Below are 16,951 nucleotides of genomic sequence, written 5' to 3' on the forward strand. Positions count from 1 at the left end.
CCCCCACGGGGAGCCGGGACGGGGCAACTCCGAAGGGATTGCACGATGCCCGCCGTAAGCGCTCCGGTCCGTGTCTGCGGGGCCGAAACCCCGATCCCGCCCCGCGTCGCCGAACTCGCCCTGTCCGTCGTCGTCTGGCCCGGCAAGGAGGTGGAGGAGGTAGTTTCCTGCGCCATCGAAGACCACCCCGACGACGAAGAACACTGGGCGCTCGTCCGCGAGTTGGACGGCCCGCACACCGGGGCCGTCTGGGTCGTCTGGACGGACCGCATCCCCCCGTACCGGGTCCGGCAGATTCCCGACTGTCGGGTGATCAACCCGGAGGGGCAGGCGTGCCCGCTGTACGAGGGACACCCGGGCCGGTGCCCGTTCGAGAGCGACACCCCGCCCGCGACCTCCGGCACCACTCACTTGTAGCGCTCTCAAGCCCCACCCATCCGGCGTGTTCTCTCTCCGCCGGGCGGGTGGTCGTCGGCCCCCGCGTGACGTGGGGCTGACAGCACGGGTCACGGCGTCCGGGGTGCGGTTCCCGCCCGCACCTTCGTGACCCGCGAGAGCCCCGCTTGGCGGTCCCTCCCCCGAGACTGCCGCGCGGGGCTCTCATGCGTCCGGAGCGTCGTCCTGGCCGTCGTCGCCGCGTGTCGGCTCGGCCACGTAGGTACCGCGCTGAGGCACGGTGAAGACCAGTTCCGCCGCGACCAGTTCTGCGACGGCACGGCGCACCGTGGGGCGTGACAGCCCGTACTCATCGCACAAGCGCGACTCAGACGGGATAGGCCGACGGGGCTTCCAGTCGCCCCGCGCGAGCCGTGCGCGAAGGATGCCAGCGAGCTGCTGAAACGGGGGCTCGGGAGCGTCGCGCTCCACCAGGTCATCCGGGCCGTAGTCCATACGGAAACGCTATCGGCCCCGGGACAAGCGAGCACATCAGGCCATGTCCATTTACGTGCCTTTACAAGTGCTGACGTGTGTTGACGTTAAGGCTTATGCTCGGGAAAGAAAGACGCCCCGGCGAACCGGTCCTAAGCGGTCCGCCGGGGCTCAGCCGACCAGCTTTAGGGAGCTGACCGACCGTGCGCGAGTTTATCGCCCTGCTTTCCTTCGCCCCCGCCGCAGCGGCGCTGTGGTACCTGATCAACCCCCGTCCGAAGAAGACGCCCCGCCGCCCCGGACGGCACTCCGCCGAATTCCTCGCCGCCGCCCGCCCCGAGCCTCACCGGTTCTGTGTCCATCACATGGACGTGACCGTTCCCGCGCACGTCCTCGCACGCACCATCCGCCCCCGACCGGACGACTTGGACCCCATCCGGCCGTACTACCGAGCGTGGGAGAACGACCCGTCCCACACGGTCCGGCTCCGGGTGATCCGCGAGCGGCAACGCGCGTTGGTCCGCGCTGCCATCGGCGCCCCGGACTCCCCTGTCTACCGCTACGAGAACGACCAGTTCGCCGCCGTGGGGGTGACCGCATGACCGCCGAGCACCGGGGGGCCGTCTGTGCGGTCTGCAAGAAGTGGACCGACACCCCGCGACCGCTCCGGTACATCGAAAGGCAGAGCGGCCCCGGGGTGACCCTGTACGGCTGCCCGAAGCACGCGCCGGAGCCGAGCCCCACGGAGGAGACGAGAGAGCGCTAGGAAGGCGCACAGAGACGCGGAAGCCCCGTTCGGCCAAGTGCCGGACGGGGCTCTGTTGTTGCTGCGGACCAGCCCGTATGCTTAGAACTGGTAGTCAGACGTGTCGGGGTCCGTGAGCACCGTCCACGTGCCGCCCGGCTCCTCGGCCTTGCGCTGGACCTTCGCGCCCAGGGTCTCCAGGCGGGCCACCTCCGCGTCGCGGCGGTCCGGGCCCGCGTGGAGGTCCAGGTGGAGGCGGTTCTTCACCGTCTTCGGCTCCGGTACGCGCTGGAAGAGGAGCCGGCGGCCGTGACCGGTGCCGCTGTCCTGGTCGTACGGGTCGTCAGGGTGCCGTACGGCCGCCAGGTCGAGCCAGGCGCGGCGGCCGTGGGCGGTCGTGGTGAGCGTTTCCGGTACGGCACCGGTGCCCAGGAGGCGTTCGATCAGGGGGCTGTTGTCCTCGATCTCGTAGCCGAGGGCCTGGGACCAGAAGCCGGCCTGAGCGTGCGGGTCGGCCGCGTCGATGACGACTTTCCACTCAAGAGTCATGATCGGCATTCTGTCCCGGAATAGGGGATTCCGCCCAGGTGCGCCGCGATCTCCGCAACGGCCCGTCCGTCGTCGGACCGGGCGATCAGGCCGACGTGGTTGTCCGGGCGGACCAGGACCAGCAGGTCGTCGTCCGGGCCGATGCCGTATGCCGAACGGGCGTGGCCCGCGTGGTCGGCCAGCCCGTACGGCCCGCCCGCGTGATGGCCCGGCTCGTACGGGCCGGGCGCGTCCACCCCGTACGCCCGCAGGTCCTCGCCGTGGGCCGCAGTCGCCTCCCGGAGCGCCCGGGTCGTGCCCGTACCGAAGCCGAGCAGGGTGAAGTGCGGGCCGGCGAAGGCATCGAAGAGGCGGATGGGGGCGCCGGTCGTCGCGTCGCGGCAGGGCGCGTCGGGGGCGCGGTCGCCCGGCCGGAGGCGGGATGTGGCGAGCGGGGAGGCGGCCAGGGAGCTCCAGCGGTAGCCGCCGCCCAGGCCGTTGGTGCCGGGGCCGACCGCCGAGTCGAGCCCGCCGCCCGGCTTCCTGATCGCTTCGAGCGTGGCCCGCAGCCGCTGCCCGCTGATGTCCAGGACCTCGGCGGCGACGGGCAGCCGCTCCTCCTCGTACGTGTCGAGCAGGGCGGGTCCGGCGAGCCCGGAGACGACCCGGGCGAGCTTCCAGCCCAGGTTGTACGCGTCCTGGATGCCGGTGTTCATGCCGAGGCCGCCCGCGATCGAGTGCACGTGCGCCGCGTCCCCGGCGAGGAAGGCCCGGCCCACCCGGTAGCGCGCGGCCATGCGCTCGTTGACCCGGTATGTGGAGAGCAGTGTCGCCTCGGTGAGGCGGTCGCCGGGCAGACCGGTGTGCTTGGCGAAGAGGCGGCGGAACCCGGCGAGCGACGGGGGTACCGGGGCGCCGGAGGCGTCGGTCTCGGGGCCGGCCTGGAACCACCAGCCCGACCGGGTGCCGGGGATCGGGCAGAGCATCACGGCGCCGTCCTCGTCGAACCACTGGTGCCAGAACCCGCGGTCCAACCCCTCGATCTCGACGTCCCCGCACACCATCTGCTGCGTCTCGGCCGTCCTCCCCTCGAACGGGATGCCGAGCAGCTTGCGCACCGCGCTGTGGCCGCCGTCGCAGCCGGCCACGTACGACGCCTCGATCCGGCCGCCACCGGCCAGCGTGGCGGTCACGGATGCCTCGCCCTCGGCCAGTGCCACGAGTTCGGAGCCGAGTTCGACGCGTACGCCGTACTCCGCGAGCCGGGCCCGCAGCACCTCCTCCAGCTGCCATTGGGCGATCATCCGGGGGCGGTCGTAGGGGGCGTCCGGGGTCGGCCGCAGGCCCGCGTACGGCTCGGCGTCGGCGATCGCCACCCCGCCCCGGTACTTGCGCATCGGCAGTGGCGCGGCCCCGGCGGCCAGGACCGCGTCGATGACCCCGAGGTCCTCCAGGACCTCCAGGGAGCGCGGGTTGGGGCCCTTGGCGCGCGAGCTGCGGGGGAACCGCGCGGACTTGTCGATGATCCGTACGCCGACGCCCCGGCGGGCGAGGTCGATGGCCAGGGTCAGTCCGGTGGGGCCTGAGCCGACGACGAGGACGGGGATCGGGGGTGCGGGCGCGGGCATGCGTACTCCTGGGTCCGGTCGGATTACCGTGGACCCAAGGGAAACGTAACCGAGTTAAAAAAGCAACTAGGTTGCGCTTGTGCTGGTCTCCGTGCGGTCCGGGCCCGCCGGGGCGGCCGTCGCCGTCGCGGCCAGCCGGGCCGCCTGCGCCTGCACCCTCGTACGGCGGGACGTCCGCAGCGCGTCCCAGGTCAGCAGGGCGAGGGCCACCCAGACCAGGCCGAACCCGGCCCACCGCTCCGGCGGCATCTCCTCGTGGAAGTACACGATGCCCAGGAGGAACTGGAAGACCGGGGCCAGGTACTGGAGCAGCCCGAGCGTCGAGAGCGGTACCCGGATCGCGGCGGCCCCGAACAGGATCAGCGGCACGGCCGTGACGACACCGGTCGCCGCGAGCAGCGCCGCGTGTCCGGCGCCGTCCGAGGTGAAGGTCGACTCGCCCCGGGCGCTCAGCCACAGCAGATAACCGAGCGCGGGCACGAAGAGCACGGCGGTCTCGGCGGTGAGCGATTCCAGGCCGCCCATGTCGACCTTCTTCTTGACCAGGCCGTACGTCGCGAACGAGAACGCCAGGACCAGCGAGATCCACGGCGGCTTCCCGTAGCCGATCGCCAGCACCAGCACCGCCGCGATGCCGGTGCCGACCGCCACCCACTGCGCCGGGCGCAGCCGTTCGCCCAGGAGCAGAACGCCCATGCCGATGGTGACCAGCGGGTTGATGAAGTAGCCGAGCGAGGCCTCGACGACATGGCCGTTGTTCACGGACCAGATGTACAGACCCCAGTTGACGGTGATCACCGCCGCCGCGAGGGTGAGCAGCCCCAGCTTGCGAGGCTGGCGCAGCAGCGGGCCGATCCAGGACCAGCGCCGCAGCACGAGCAGCAGGATTGCCACCACGCCGAGCGACCACACCATGCGGTGGGCCAGGATCTCGATCGCGCCGGCGGGCTTCAGCAGCGGCCAGAACAGCGGGACGATCCCCCACATGCCGTACGCGGTGAACCCGGACAGGAGCCCGGCCCGCTGGTCATTCGTCCCCTTCACGGGCCCCTCCTGGCGGATCTCTGTCGTATGTCTGTCGTACGACCGTCAACCAGACGAAGGTAACGCCGACAGGGCCCGATGTCATAGCCGTATCGTCAGACGGTCATGACACCGGACCCGGGGGCCGAAGGGTGCGCCCTACAGTGCGGCGACCGCGGCGGCGACGGTGTCGGCCAGCGGGGTCGTCGGGCGGCCGATCAGACGGGCCAGCTCGCCGCTGGTCCCGGCCAGCCGCCCGCGCCGCACCGCCTCGTCCACGTCGACCAGGATCGCCGCGAAGCCCTCCGGCACCCCGGCACCGGTCAGGATCTCCTGGTGCGCGGCGGCCGGGACGTCCCGGTGCGCGATCTCCTTGCCGGTGGCCTTCGCGACCTGGGCCGCGTACTCGGCGTACGACCAGGCGGTGTCCCCGCTCAGCTCGTACGCGCGGTTCAGGTGGCCCTCGCCGGCCAGGACGGCGGCGGCCGCGGCGGCGTAGTCGTCGCGGGTGGCGGAGGCGATCCGGCCCTCGCCCGCGTTGGCGACGACCGCGCCGTGTGCCAGGACGGGGGCCAGGTTGTCGGTGAGGTTCTCCGTGTACCAGCCGTTGCGCAGGAACGTGTACGGCAGGCCGGAGTCGAGGATCAGCTGCTCGGTCGCCCTGTGCTCGTCGGCCAGGGTGAAGTCCGCCTCGGGCCCGCCGAGAATGCCGGTGTACGCGAGCTGCGCCACCCCCGCCGCCTTCGCCGCGTCGATGACCGCGGTGTGCTGGGCGACCCGGCTGCCGACCGCGTTGCCGGAGATGAGCAGCACCCGGTCGCCGGGCCGGAACGCCTCGGCCAGGGTCTCGGGCCGGTCGTAGTCGGCGATGCGCAGCTCGACGCCCCGGGCGGCGAGGCCGGCGGCCTTCTCCTTGTCGCGGACTACGGCCGCGATCTCGCTCGCGGGGACGGCGGCGGTGGTCAGCAGGTGCTCGACGACGAGTCGGCCGAGTGCTCCGGTGGCTCCGGTGACGACGATGCTCATGGGGTCTCTCCTCTGTCTTCGCTTCTCTTGCGCCACCCTACGGAATGCGCTAACTAAAAGATAGTGCTAGGGAATGGTGAACCGGGAGGATGAACCGGGTGGGCGAACACACGAAAGCGCGCCGGTCACGCCCGCGAGGGGCGTGACCGGCGCGCTTCAGCGTTACGGGGGCCGGCGGGTCAGCCGACCACCGTCCAGTTGTCGTTGCCCGCGAGCAGCGCGGCCAGGTCGCCCTTGCCGTCCCGCTCCACGGCCGCGTCCAGCTGCTCCGCCATCTTCGTGTCGTACACCGGCCGCTCCACGCTGCGCAGCACCCCGATCGGGGTGTGGTGCAGGGTGTCCGCGTCGGCGAGCCGCGACAGGGCGAACGCCGTCGTCGGGCTCGGGGCGTGCGCGTCGTGGACGAGGATCTGCGACTTGTTCTCCTCGGTGACCGCGACCACCTGAAGGTCCCCGGTCAGCGAGTCCCGTACGACACCCTTGGTGCCGTCGGCCCCGAAGACGATCGGCTGCCCGTGCTCCAGGCGGATCACCGCCTCCTGGGCCTGCTCCTTGTCCTTCAGGACCTCGAAAGCGCCGTCGTTGAAGATGTTGCAGTTCTGGTAGATCTCCACCAGCGCCGTGCCGGGGTGGTCGGCGGCGGCGCGCAGCACGCTCGTGAGGTGCTTGCGGTCGGAGTCGACGGTACGGGCGACGAACGACGCCTCCGCGCCGATCGCCAGCGACACCGGGTTGAACGGGGCGTCCAGCGAGCCCATCGGCGTCGACTTGGTGATCTTGCCCACCTCGGAGGTGGGGGAGTACTGGCCCTTGGTCAGCCCGTAGATCCGGTTGTTGAACAGCAGGATCTTCAGGTTCACATTGCGGCGCAGGGCGTGGATCAGGTGGTTGCCGCCGATGGACAGCGCGTCGCCGTCACCCGTGACGACCCAGACCGACAGGTCGCGCCGCGAGGTGGCGAGGCCCGTCGCGATGGAGGGGGCGCGGCCGTGGATCGAGTGCATCCCGTAGGTGTTCATGTAGTACGGGAAACGGGAGGAGCAGCCGATGCCGGAGATGAAGACGATGTTCTCCTTCGCCAGACCGAGGTCGGGCATGAAGCCCTGCACGGCGGCGAGGACCGCGTAGTCACCGCAGCCGGGGCACCAGCGCACTTCCTGGTCGGACTTGAAGTCCTTCATGGACTGCTTCGCCTCGGCCTTGGGCACCAGCTGGAGCAGTTCGTTCGTCTCAGGCATCGATGGCCTCCTCAAGGGCTGTCGCCAGCTGCTCGGCCTTGAACGGCATGCCGTTGACCTGGGTGTAACTGTGCGCGTCCACCAGGTACTTGGCCCGGATGAGCGTGGCCAGCTGCCCGAGGTTCATCTCGGGGACGACCACCTTGTCGTAACGCTTCAGCACCTCGCCGAGATTCCGCGGGAACGGGTTGATGTGGCGCAGGTGGGCCTGGGCGATGGGGCGTCCGGCGGCGCGCAGCCGGCGGACGGCGGCGGTGATGGGGCCGTACGTCGAGCCCCAGCCCAGCACGAGGGTCCTCGCCTCCGCCAGGTCGTCCACCTCCAGGTCCGGGACCTCGATGCCGTCCACCTTGGCCTGGCGGGTGCGGACCATGAAGTCGTGGTTGGCGGGGTCGTACGAGATGTTGCCGGTGCCGTCCTGCTTCTCGATGCCGCCGATGCGGTGTTCGAGACCCGGCGTGCCGGGGACGGCCCAGGGGCGGGCGAGCGTCTGCGGGTCGCGCTTGTACGGCCAGAACACCTCGGTGCCGTCGGCCAGTTCGTGGTTCGGGCCGCCCGCGAACTGGACGCGCAGGTCCGGGAGCTGGTCGAGCTCCGGGATGCGCCAGGGCTCGGAGCCGTTGGCCAGGTACCCGTCGGAGAGCAGGAAGACCGGGGTGCGGTAGGTCAGGGCGATCCGGGCCGCGTCCAGGGCCGCGTCGAAGCAGTCGGCCGGGGTCCTGGGGGCCACGATCGGCACCGGGGCCTCGCCGTTGCGCCCGTACATCGCCTGGAGCAGGTCGGCCTGCTCGGTCTTGGTGGGCAGCCCGGTGGACGGGCCGCCGCGCTGGATGTCGATGATGAGCAGCGGCAGTTCCAGGGAGACCGCGAGGCCGATGGTCTCCGACTTCAGTGCGACACCCGGCCCTGACGTGGTCGTCACGGCGAGCGACCCGCCGAACGCGGCGCCCAGCGCGGCGCCGATGCCCGCGATCTCGTCCTCGGCCTGGAAGGTGCGCACGCCGAAGTTCTTGTGCCGGCTCAGCTCGTGCAGGATGTCGGAGGCCGGGGTGATCGGGTACGAGCCGAGGTACACCGGCAGGTCCGCCTGCCGGCCGGCGGCGATCAGCCCGTAGGACAGGGCGAGGTTCCCCGAGATGTTGCGGTACGTGCCGGTGGGGAAGGCCTGCGAGGCCGGGGCCACCTCGTAGCTGACGGCGAAGTCCTCGGTGGTCTCGCCGAAGTTCCAGCCGGCCCGGAACGCGGCCACGTTCGCCTCGGCGATCTGCGGCTTCTTGGCGAACTTGGCCCGCAGGAACGCCTCGGTGCCCTCGGTCGGCCGGTGGTACATCCAGGACAGCAGCCCCAGCGCGAACATGTTCTTGGAGCGCCCGGCCTCCTTGCGGGAGAGCTCGAACCCCTTCAGCGCCTCGATGGTGAGCGTGGTCAGCGGCACCGGATGGACGTTGTACGCCTCCAGCGAGCCGTCCTCCAGCGGGCTGGTCTCGTAGCCCACCTTCGCCATCGGCCGCTTGGTGAATTCATCGGTGTTCACGATGATTTCGGCCCCGCGCGGCACATCGGCGATGTTCGCCTTGAGCGCCGCCGGGTTCATCGCCACCAGCACGTTCGGCGCGTCGCCCGGGGTCAGGATGTCGTGGTCGGCGAAATGCAGCTGGAACGACGAGACCCCCGGCAGGGTGCCTGCGGGGGCGCGGATCTCGGCGGGGAAGTTGGGCAGCGTGGAGAGGTCGTTCCCGAAGGACGCCGTCTCGGAGGTGAACCGGTCCCCCGTGAGCTGCATGCCGTCACCCGAGTCACCCGCGAAGCGGATGATCACCCGGTCCAGACGGCGGACCTCTTTGCCACCGGTTGATCCGGCTGCGGACTGGGGGTCACGCTGTCCCCCTACGAGCGCGTCACTGGCCTCGTCGGCCTGTTCCGCTGGGCTACTGACCTGGCTGGTCACTTACTGGACCTCCCTCGGCGCGGCGGCTCGGAACCGTCCGGCCCGCCGGAGGTCCCCAGCCCCACCCTACGTCTGTAAGGGTCGCCTTCCTCTGACCGATCACATGGTGGACGGCATTTCGAGACGCTTCATATCAAGATGGTGAGACGTTTCCCGGACGATTCCCGGCGCTGCTCCGTCATGATTCACCAGCGGCCTCGTTCCCCGTTGGACCCTCGCTGGGGACATCCGGCATCTTCAGTCTGACAGACCGTCAGCTGTGTGGGAGGTCCGTCGCCGGTGTCAGGAGTTCAGATAGGTCAGTACGGCGAGAACTCGCCGGTGGTCGCCCTCGCTCGGGGCCAGCCCCAGCTTCTGGAAGATGTTGCTGACATGCTTCTCCACCGCCCCGTCGCTCACCACCAGCTGCTTGGCCACCGCGGAGTTCGTACGCCCCTCCGCCATCAGCCCCAGCACCTCCCGCTCGCGCGGCGTCAGCCCCGCCAGCACGTCCTGCTTGCGGCTGCGGCCCAGCAGCTGCGCCACCACCTCGGGGTCCAGCGCCGTACCGCCCTGCGCCACCCGCACCACCGCGTCCACGAACTCCCGGACCTCGGCGACCCGGTCCTTCAGCAGATACCCCACACCCCGGCTGGACCCGGCCAGCAGCTCGGTGGCGTACTGCTCCTCCACGTACTGCGACAGGACCAGCACCCCGATCCCCGGGTAGTCCCTGCGCAGCCGCACCGCCGCCCGTACGCCCTCGTCGGTGTGGGTCGGCGGCATCCGCACGTCCGCGACCACCACATCGGGCAGCGCGTCCTGCCCGGCGAGGTCGCCGATCGTCTTGATCAGCGCCTCCGCGTCCCCCACGCCCGCGACGACGTCATGCCCGAGATCGGTCAGCAGCCGGGTCAGTCCCTCCCGGAGCAGTACCGAATCCTCGGCGATGACCACGCGCACCCTGTCCTCCACCACGACGCTGATTCCCCCACCTGCTCGCTCTTGTGATCCGTATGCCGTCCAGCATCCCAGTAACGGCAGTGACGTCGCGAGCGCGCGCGGGGTTGACCGCGCCCCGGGGGGAGGCTCCCCCCGGGGCGGTACGAATGACTAACCGCAGGTTTCCGGTCAGCCGCGCCAGGGCAGCTCGGCGGTCACCTTGGTCGGGCCGCCCACCGGGGAGTCGACCACCAGGACCCCGTCCACGGCGTCCAGCCGCTCGGTCAGCCCGGCGAGACCACTGCCCGCCGTCAGGTCGGCGCCCCCGTGGCCGTCGTCGGTCACCTGGAGCAGCAGCCGGTCCTCCGTACGCCACACGTCGACCGAGGCGTGGGTGGCGCCGGAGTGCTTGCTGACGTTCTGGAGGAGTTCGGAGACGGTGAAGTACGCGATGCCCTCGATGGCCTGCGCCGGCCGGGACGCCAGGTCCACCTCGACCGTGACGGGGACCGTGCAGCGGGAGGCGATGGCGGAGAGGGCGGCGTCCAGGCCGCGGTCGGTGAGGACGGCCGGGTGGATGCCGCGTGCCAGGTCGCGCAGTTCCTGGAGGGCGACCTTGACCTCGCCGTGGGCCTCGTCGACCATCTTCGCTGCGGCCTCGGGGTCGGCGGTCAGCTTCTCCTTCGCGAGCCCCAGGTCCATGGCGAGGGCGACGAGCCGGGCCTGCGCCCCGTCGTGCAGGTCGCGCTCGATGCGGCGCAGGTCGGCGGCGGCCGTGTCCACGACCACGCCCCGGTCCGACTCCAGCTCCGTGACGCGGGTCGCCAGCCGGGACGGGCCCAGCAGCCCGGCCACCATCAGCCGGTCCACCGCGGCCAGACCCCGGATCACCCACGCCGACAGCAGGACGACGACCAGACCCAGCACGCTGGTGAGGGCCAGATCCAGGGGCGAGTCCAGATAGACCTCGTGCGTGGAGTCCCCGTACAGCTGAATCCCCCGGACGCCCGTGTGCGAGGGAACGGCCCAGTGCCACAGCGGGTAGCTGAGGGCCGCCCAGCCCCAGGCCCACACCGTGAGCGAGACGCAGAAGGCGAAGACCGCCCACGGGAAGTGCAGCAGCGAGTAGAGCAGGTGGCGCCAGGACACCCCGCTCTTCAGGACCGCCCCGACCCAGGACATCAGCCCGCCGGTCCGGCCGCGCGCCGGAGCCGGGTCGGCCACGTCCAGCTTCAGCAGGGCCCGCGCCCGGGTCCGCTCCACCATCCCGAAGCCCCGGCACATGACCAGACCGGCCGCCAGCACCGGAATCCCCAGGAAGGTGACGAGCAGTCCGGCCCCCAGCGAGACCATGGTGATCGCGAAGGCGAAGAGCACGATGCTGATCGGCAGGCTCAGCAGGAGGTAGCAGAACTCGCGCCAGGTCCTGGCCTCCAGAGGGGCTCGCAGCGCGGCCGGCAGGACGCGCCGAGTCGCCGGGCGCTCCCCGGAACCGCTTCCCGACCGCTGGGGGTCACGTGTGTCCGGTCCGTATGCCGTGGCCATGGGTTCCGTCCGTTTCTTCTTCTGCGTCCGCGTCGTCCGGGGCTGTGCGTGCGTGCTGTCTGTGCGTTCTGATTCAAGAGTGCTGGGTCGCGCGCCGGCGCACCATCAGGCCGGTATCCGTCTCGGACCGGGGGTTTCCCCTACCTCCTGGGCCCTGAGGTGTGCCCGCCGGCCGCGCTCTTCTCGGTCTCCCGGTCGCGCCAGGGCAGCTCGGCGGTGACGGTCGTCGGGCCGCCGGCGGGGGAGACCAGGACGAAGACCCCGTCGACGGCGTCCAGCCGCTCCGCGAGCCCCGCCATCCCCGTACCGCCGTCCATCGAGGCCCCGCCCCGCCCGTCGTCGCAGACCTGGAGCATCAGCCGGTCGCCCGTGCGCCACACGTCGACGGACGCCGTACGGGCCCCGCTGTGCTTGCTGACGTTCTGGAGGAGTTCGGAGACGGTGAAGTACGCGATGCCCTCGATGGCCTGGGCCGGCCGCCCCGGCAGATCCACCCGTACGGTGACCGGGACGGTGCAGCGGGAGGCGATGGCGGACAGGGCGGCGTCCAGGCCGCGGTCGGTGAGGACGGCCGGGTGGATGCCGCGTGCCAGGTCGCGCAGTTCCTGGAGGGCGACCTTGACCTCGCCGTGGGCCTCGTCGACCATCTTCGCCGCGGCCTCCGGGTCGTCGGCCAGCTTCTCCTTGGCCAGGCCCAGACCCATGGCGAGGGCGACGAGCCGGGCCTGCGCCCCGTCGTGCAGGTCGCGCTCGATGCGGCGCAGGTCGGCGGCGGCCGTGTCGACCACCACGCCCCGGTCCGACTCCAACTCGGCGATGCGGCGTTCGAGGTCGTCGGAGGGGGAGAGCAGGCCGCGCACCATGGCCCGGTCCGCGTTGGCCAGGAACCGCGACGTATAGGGGAGCGCCGGCCACAGCACGAGGCACAGGAGCGTCACCACGAAGGTGAGGATGCCCCACGGCAGCCGCATGAACGAGTACAGCGCCGCCCGCCAGGCCACCGGGTCCATCAGGCTCGACCACAGCCAGGCGAAGAACCCCTCCTCCCGGCGTGCCCGGGCCACCGGACTCGGCTCCTCGACCCGCACCCCCAGCAGCTTGCGCGCACGGCCCCGCTCGGCCCGCCCGATCAGCCGGGCACCCTGCAACCCGGCGGCTAGCAGGGGCAGCCCGACCACGGTGACCGCGAGGCCCACGCCGACGCTGATCATCAACACTGTGTAAACAAATCCGACGACCGCCATCGGAAAGTTGGCGAGGAGGTGCGCGACCTCCTTCCACGTCCACCGGCCGAAGGCGAAGCGGACAGGAGGCGGCCCGTCGTTGGAGGGCACCTGGGGGCTCATGGTCATACGACCAGCCTGCCGGGCGGGACCTGCGGATGCCATGGGGCTCGTGGGTGAGGCGGAGTAGGGATATCCCCACCGTGCCCCGCCCGACCCCGTTGTCCCGCCCGACCCCGCCCAACCCCGTTCGTTGCCCGACGCAACTGCTTACCCGTCCTTTACAGGGCCTAGACTCCCGTGCGTACAGATCGTCGAACGGTTTGAGGGAGCGAGGGGGCGGACGTGGCCGACGTGACGGACCTTCCGGGCGCGGCGTACCTGCCGGGCCCGTCGGAACTTCCGGACGTGGCGAACCCGCCGGGACCGGCACCGGCGCCGGCCGTGCTCGCGTCGGACTACTTCCACAGCTACTCGGTCGTCGGACTGCTCGCCGTCGTCGGCGTCCTGTTCGTCGCGGTCGCCTTCGGCGCCGGCCGGCTGCTGCGCCCCGTGGTCCCGACGCCGGAGAAACTCCTCACGTACGAGTGCGGCGTGGACCCCGTGGGGGAGGGCTGGGCGCACACCCAGGTCCGCTACTACGTCTACGCCTTCCTGTACGTGATCTTCGCCGTCGACTCGATCTTCCTCTTCCCCTGGGCGACCGTCTTCGCCGCACCCGGATACGGCGCGACGACGCTCGTGGAAATGTTCATTTTCCTCGGTTTCCTGGCCGTGGGACTGCTCTACGCATGGAAGAAGGGCGTCCTCGAATGGACGTGACGAGCCCGTCGTCCGCCGAAGCGGGGGCCGAACCCGCCGCCGTACCCACGTTCCTCCCGGAACCGAAGCGCCTGGGCGTACTGTCCCGGCTCGCCCCGGAGCCGATGAAGGTGGTCCTCAACTGGGGCCGCCGCTACAGCCTCTGGGTCTTCAACTTCGGACTCGCCTGCTGCGCCATCGAATTCATCGCCGCCTCCATGGCCCGCCACGACTTCATCCGGCTGGGCGTCATCCCGTTCGCGCCCGGACCCCGCCAGGCCGACCTCATGATCGTCTCCGGCACGGTGACGGACAAGATGGCCCCGGCGGTCAAGCGCCTGTACGAGCAGATGCCCGAGCCCAAGTACGTCATCTCCTTCGGCGCCTGCTCCAACTGCGGCGGCCCGTACTGGGACTCGTACTCCGTGACGAAGGGCGTCGACCAGATCATCCCGGTCGACGTGTACGTACCCGGCTGCCCGCCCCGGCCCGAGGCCCTGCTCCAGGGCATCCTGAAGCTCCAGGAGAAGATCGCCCGCGAGTCGCTGGGGGAGCGTTACGCGACGGCCCCCGGCGACCGCCCCTCCACGGCAGCCCTGCGCAGCGGCCTGGTGACCCCGCCGGCCGCTCCCGGGGAGGGCGAGGGCAAGTGACCGCCGAGACCTCCTTCGACCGACTGCCGGACGCCGTCACGGAACTCTTCGGCGACGACGCCACGGCGGAGCGGGCCTTTGACCTGCTGACCGTCGACGTGCCGCCCGCCTCCTGGATCGCCGCCCTGGAAACGGCGCGCGACGGGCTCGGCTGCACCTACTTCGACTGGCTGAGCGCGGTGGACGAGCCGGGCACCGGCTTCCGGGTCTGCGCGCACGTCGCCGCGCTCCCGGCGGCGGGCTCCGGCGTACGCCGGCTGCTGATCCGTACGACCGTCCCGCACGAGGCGGCCGCGCTGCCCACCGCGATCGGCGTCTACGCCGGAGCCGCCTGGCACGAGCGCGAGACCCACGAGATGTTCGGCATCGACTTCGCGGACCACCCGCACCTCGTCCCGCTGCTCCTCCCCGAGGGCTTCGAGGGCCACCCCCTGCGCAAGGACTTCGTCCTGGCGGCCCGAGTGGCGAAGGCCTGGCCGGGCGCGAAGGAGCCGGGCGAGTCGGAACACGGCGGCCCGAAGCGCCGCACGATGCTCCCCCCGGGCGTCCCCGACCCGAACGAGTGGGGCCCCCTCAAGGGCCAGCTCCCCCCGGCCCCCACCCGCCCCGCCCGCACGGCGAGGGCCGCGGGCGACCGCCCTCCGCGCCGGACCCGCACGGCGGGCGAGGCGACGCCGACGAGGCCGGAGGCGCCGGGGACGTCGGGGACGGGCGAGCAGGGCGGCGCACCGGCTGCCCCGCCGCGCCGGTCCCGTACCGCGGGCGAGGCGACACCGGGCGCCCCGGCCACCCCGCCGCGCCGCAGCCGCAGCGCGTCGCAGGGCTCGGCGAGCCAGCGGGGGGCGGAGGCGCCGGAGGCCGTTCGGGAGACCCCGGCCGCGGAAGCGCCGTGGCACAACGCGCGCCCGGCGTTCGACGAGTCCCCGGAGGCCGACGACGCATCCCAGCCCCCTTCCCAGCCCTCTTCCCAGCCCCTCCGGCGTTCGAGGAGCGGGGGCCCGGGGGCGGAGCCCCCGGTTCGGGAAGGGGCGGGTAGGGGAGAAGCCCAGCGCAGCGAACCCCCCACCGCCCCCGCACCCGAAACCGACCCCACCCCCACGGGCCCCGCGCCCGAAACCGACCCCACCCCCGACGACACCCCGACCGGAGGCGATCCCGAGTGAACGACGCACTGGACGTCGCCCTCCGCCTCGTCATCGTCTTCGCGGTCTTCATGGTCCTCCCCCTCGTCGTCGGCCAGACCGAACACAAGGTGATGGCCCACATGCAGGGCCGCCTGGGCCCGATGTACGCGGGCGGCTTCCACGGCTGGGCCCAGCTCGTCGCGGACGGCGTGAAGTTCGCGCAGAAGGAAGACATCGTCCCGGCGGGCGCCGACCGCAAGGTCTTCCGGCTCGCGCCGGCCGTCGCGCTGCTCCCGTACCTGCTCGTGCTCGTCGTGATCCCGATCGGACCGGGGGAGGGCGCGGTCGGCCAGGTCGTCGACGCGGGCATCTTCTTCGTGCTCGCGGTGATGGGCGTCGGCGTACTCGGCTCGCTGATGGCCGGCTGGGCGTCGGCCAACAAGTTCTCCCTGCTCGGCGGCCTCCGCACCGCCGCCCAACTGCTCGCGTACGAGCTGCCGATGCTGCTCGCCGCCGCCTCGGTGGCGATGGCGGCCGGCACGGTTTCGCTCCCCGGCATCCTCGACGCGTTCGAGTGGTGGTGGCTGCCGTGGCAGATCATCGGCGCCCTGGTCTTCTTCGTGGCCGGGCTCGCCGAACTCCAGCGCCCGCCCTTCGACATGCCGGTCGCCGACTCGGAGATCATCTTCGGCGCGTACACCGAGTACACGGGCCTGCGCTTCGCACTGTTCCTGCTCGCCGAGTACGCGGGCATCGTCGTGCTGTGCGGGCTGACCACCGTCCTGTTCCTCGGCGGCTGGCACGGCCCGATGGGCGCCGACGGACTCGGCTGGGTCTGGACCCTGCTGAAGACCGGCATCCTCGCGTTCCTCGTGATCTGGCTGCGCGTGAGCTACCCGCGTCTGCGCGAGGACCAGTTGCAGAAGCTCGCCTGGACCACACTCATCCCGCTCGCTCTCGCGCAGATCGCGCTCACCGGCATCGTGAAGGTGGCGATCAACTAGTGCCCCCGATCCCCGGCTCAGGCCTGGCCAAGGGCCTCGCCGTCACCCTGCGGACGATGACGAAGAAGACCGTCACCGCCCAGTACCCGGACGTGCAGCCCGAACTCCCGCCCCGCTCCCGGGGCGTCATCGCGCTGTTCGAGGAGAACTGCACGGTCTGCATGCTCTGCGCCCGGGAGTGCCCGGACTGGTGCATCTACATCGACTCCCACAAGGAGACCGTGCCCGCCGCGGCCCCCGGCGGCCGTGAGCGCAGCCGCAACGTGCTGGACCGCTTCGCGATCGACTTCTCGCTCTGCATGTACTGCGGCATCTGCATCGAGGTGTGCCCGTTCGACGCGCTGTTCTGGTCGCCGGAGTTCGAGTACGCGGAAACGGACATCCTCGAACTCACCCACGAGCGCGACAAGCTCCGCGATTGGATGTGGACGGTCCCGGAGCCGCCCGCGCTCGACCCGCGCGCCGAGGAACCGAAGGAGATCGCCGCCGCCCGCAAGACGGCCGACAAGCTCCGCGCCCAGCAGGAGCAGGAAGCCGCGCAGGCGCAAGAAGCCGCGCAGGCGCAAGAAGCCGCGCAGGCGCAAGAAGCCGCGCAGGCGCAAGAAGCCGCGCGTGAGCAGGAAGCCGCGCAGGCGCAGGAAGCCGCGCAGGAGGACCAGGAGTGATCACCGCCC

General features: G+C 71.4%; 17 protein-coding genes. 7 read left to right on the forward strand and 10 right to left on the reverse strand.

Annotated elements, in window-relative coordinates; all coding sequences use genetic code 11:
• Positions 1–45: 45 nt before the first annotated feature.
• Positions 46–417, forward strand: a complete 372-nt coding sequence (locus tag E6P78_RS01635) for a hypothetical protein (RefSeq protein ID WP_008747589.1) — start codon at positions 46–48, stop codon at positions 415–417.
• 183 nt (positions 418–600) lie between these two features.
• On the opposite strand, the gene E6P78_RS01640 is transcribed toward E6P78_RS01635, so the two are convergent.
• Positions 601–891, reverse strand: a complete 291-nt coding sequence (locus E6P78_RS01640) for a winged helix-turn-helix domain-containing protein (protein ID WP_008749506.1) — start codon at positions 889–891, stop codon at positions 601–603.
• Positions 892–1,073: 182 nt separating this feature from the next.
• Between E6P78_RS01640 and E6P78_RS01645 the strand changes: the two genes are divergently transcribed.
• Positions 1,074–1,472 (forward strand): hypothetical protein, encoded by a 399-nt coding sequence (locus E6P78_RS01645; RefSeq protein ID WP_009062502.1) that lies wholly within the window; start codon positions 1,074–1,076, stop codon positions 1,470–1,472.
• Between the two features lie 245 nt (positions 1,473–1,717).
• On the opposite strand, the gene E6P78_RS01650 is transcribed toward E6P78_RS01645, so the two are convergent.
• From E6P78_RS01650 to E6P78_RS01690, 9 genes are all read right to left on the reverse strand, one after another.
• Positions 1,718–2,173: a VOC family protein gene (locus E6P78_RS01650; protein ID WP_136201676.1), complete on the reverse strand. Its 456-nt coding sequence runs from the start codon at positions 2,171–2,173 to the stop codon at positions 1,718–1,720.
• A complete protein-coding gene (locus E6P78_RS01655; protein ID WP_136201677.1) occupies positions 2,161–3,771 on the reverse strand; it encodes an FAD-dependent monooxygenase in 1,611 nt (536 codons plus the stop codon). The genes E6P78_RS01650 and E6P78_RS01655 overlap by 13 nt, the downstream gene beginning before the upstream one ends.
• A 66-nt stretch (positions 3,772–3,837) precedes the next feature.
• Positions 3,838–4,815, reverse strand: a complete 978-nt coding sequence (gene rarD / locus E6P78_RS01660; protein WP_136201678.1) for an EamA family transporter RarD — start codon at positions 4,813–4,815, stop codon at positions 3,838–3,840.
• Between the two features lie 138 nt (positions 4,816–4,953).
• Positions 4,954–5,820, reverse strand: a complete 867-nt coding sequence (locus tag E6P78_RS01665) for an SDR family oxidoreductase (RefSeq protein ID WP_136201679.1) — start codon at positions 5,818–5,820, stop codon at positions 4,954–4,956.
• Positions 5,821–5,999: 179 nt separating this feature from the next.
• Positions 6,000–7,058: a 2-oxoacid:ferredoxin oxidoreductase subunit beta gene (locus E6P78_RS01670; protein WP_136201680.1), complete on the reverse strand. Its 1,059-nt coding sequence runs from the start codon at positions 7,056–7,058 to the stop codon at positions 6,000–6,002.
• The gene (locus tag E6P78_RS01675) at positions 7,051–9,006 is read right to left on the reverse strand and encodes a 2-oxoacid:acceptor oxidoreductase subunit alpha (RefSeq protein ID WP_136201681.1); all 1,956 of its coding nucleotides are present in this window, start codon (positions 9,004–9,006) and stop codon (positions 7,051–7,053) included. The genes E6P78_RS01670 and E6P78_RS01675 overlap by 8 nt, the downstream gene beginning before the upstream one ends.
• Before the next feature lie 282 nt (positions 9,007–9,288).
• A complete protein-coding gene (locus E6P78_RS01680; protein ID WP_026171285.1) occupies positions 9,289–9,948 on the reverse strand; it encodes a response regulator transcription factor in 660 nt (219 codons plus the stop codon).
• A 168-nt stretch (positions 9,949–10,116) separates the two neighbouring features.
• Entirely contained in the window at positions 10,117–11,472 is a 1,356-nt protein-coding gene (locus tag E6P78_RS01685) for a sensor histidine kinase (protein ID WP_136201682.1), read from the reverse strand.
• A gap of 140 nt (positions 11,473–11,612) precedes the next feature.
• Positions 11,613–12,824, reverse strand: coding sequence for a sensor histidine kinase (locus E6P78_RS01690; protein ID WP_206307689.1), 1,212 nt, complete (start codon positions 12,822–12,824; stop codon positions 11,613–11,615).
• Positions 12,825–13,103: 279 nt separating this feature from the next.
• Here E6P78_RS01690 and E6P78_RS01695 point away from each other — a divergent pair, with 279 nt between their 5' ends.
• From E6P78_RS01695 to E6P78_RS01715, 5 genes are read left to right on the forward strand one after another with little or no spacing between them, the layout of a single operon-like run.
• Positions 13,104–13,517, forward strand: coding sequence for an NADH-quinone oxidoreductase subunit A (locus tag E6P78_RS01695; protein ID WP_136201777.1), 414 nt, complete (start codon positions 13,104–13,106; stop codon positions 13,515–13,517).
• Entirely contained in the window at positions 13,508–14,149 is a 642-nt protein-coding gene (locus E6P78_RS01700) for an NADH-quinone oxidoreductase subunit B (protein ID WP_136201683.1), read from the forward strand. The genes E6P78_RS01695 and E6P78_RS01700 overlap by 10 nt, the downstream gene beginning before the upstream one ends.
• Positions 14,146–15,312 (forward strand): NADH-quinone oxidoreductase subunit C, encoded by a 1,167-nt coding sequence (locus E6P78_RS01705; RefSeq protein ID WP_136201684.1) that lies wholly within the window; start codon positions 14,146–14,148, stop codon positions 15,310–15,312. Before E6P78_RS01700 ends, E6P78_RS01705 begins: the two co-directional genes overlap by 4 nt.
• On the forward strand, positions 15,309–16,277 hold the full coding sequence (locus E6P78_RS01710) for a complex I subunit 1 family protein (RefSeq protein WP_136201685.1): 969 nt from the start codon (positions 15,309–15,311) through the stop codon (positions 16,275–16,277). Before E6P78_RS01705 ends, E6P78_RS01710 begins: the two co-directional genes overlap by 4 nt.
• Positions 16,277–16,942 carry an NADH-quinone oxidoreductase subunit I gene (locus E6P78_RS01715; protein WP_136201686.1) on the forward strand — a complete coding sequence of 222 codons (666 nt, stop codon included), beginning with the start codon at positions 16,277–16,279 and terminating at the stop codon, positions 16,940–16,942. The genes E6P78_RS01710 and E6P78_RS01715 overlap by 1 nt, the downstream gene beginning before the upstream one ends.
• Positions 16,943–16,951: the final 9 nt, after the last annotated feature.

The sequence above is a fragment of the Streptomyces sp. A0958 genome, assembly GCF_004795035.1.
Classification (GTDB): domain Bacteria; phylum Actinomycetota; class Actinomycetes; order Streptomycetales; family Streptomycetaceae; genus Streptomyces.